At 63.8% G+C, this 387-nt stretch carries 1 pseudogene; it reads left to right on the forward strand.

From position 1 onward, the window contains the following. Positions 1 to 44: 44 nt before the first annotated feature. Positions 45 to 387, forward strand: a pseudogene (locus B7449_RS17000) (IS91 family transposase); the annotation flags it as partial.

Here is a 387-nt window from a genome sequence, read left to right on the forward strand (position 1 = left end):
CGGGAGCGGGCATCCACCCCATCAGTTCTCAGTGAAAATCAACAATGTCGGCAATCGAACACTGTCGCACCGCAGCCCTTGGTGGTCATGTCGCAGCGTGCGGGGACTGTGGACACAGGCGGATCGCCTATAACAGTTGCCGCAACCGTCATTGTCCGCGCTGTCAGGGGAACGCCGCACGGACATGGCTGGCCGAACGTGAGGCCGATCTGCTGCCGGTCGGGTATTTCCATGTCGTCTTCACCCTGCCGGCGCGGATCGCCGACATCGCGCTGCAGAACAAGGCCGTTCTCTACGCCCTGCTGTTCCAGGCGGCCTCGGAGACGATGATGACGATCGCCGCCGATCGCCGCCGATCCCCGGCATCTGGGTGCCCGCATCGGCATC

Origin of the sequence: Komagataeibacter intermedius TF2 (assembly GCF_000964425.1) — a bacterium.
In the GTDB taxonomy this organism is placed as follows: Bacteria; Pseudomonadota; Alphaproteobacteria; order Acetobacterales; family Acetobacteraceae; genus Komagataeibacter; species Komagataeibacter intermedius.